The organism is Bacillus gaemokensis (assembly GCF_001590835.1).
Lineage (GTDB): Bacteria > Bacillota > Bacilli > Bacillales > Bacillaceae_G > Bacillus_A > Bacillus_A gaemokensis.
Genome location: NZ_LTAQ01000041.1, coordinates 1,057 through 1,408 on the forward strand (window position 1 = coordinate 1,057; position 352 = coordinate 1,408).

Genomic DNA, 352 nt, shown 5'->3' on the forward strand with positions numbered 1-352 from the left:
ACTGTTATCACGCGAGGTTTAGAAACGTACGAAAAAGCCAAGGCTTTCTTGAAAAAGCACTTGGCTGCTTGTTTATCTCTTGATTTACTTAGATAAAAATCAATGGYATTCCCTTCTGAATCAACGGCACGATATAAATACATCCATTGCCCTTTTACTTTCATATAGGTTTCATCGACCCTCCATGAATCATTTGTTGATTTTAGATGATGTCGTACTTTCTCTTCTAATTGAGGTCCATATTGATGAATCCAGCGCATAATCGTTGTGTGAGCAATGGATAATCCTCTTTCCTCCATCATTTCCACCAGGTTACGGAAGCTCAAATTGTACCGTAGGTACCACCTTACTG

The 352-nt window shown here is 39.0% G+C and carries 1 protein-coding gene; it reads right to left on the reverse strand.

Features of this window, described 5'->3' with window-relative positions:
• A partial coding sequence (locus tag AZF08_RS21260) for an IS6 family transposase (protein ID WP_153019568.1) occupies positions 1-352 on the reverse strand: 352 nt, incomplete at both ends.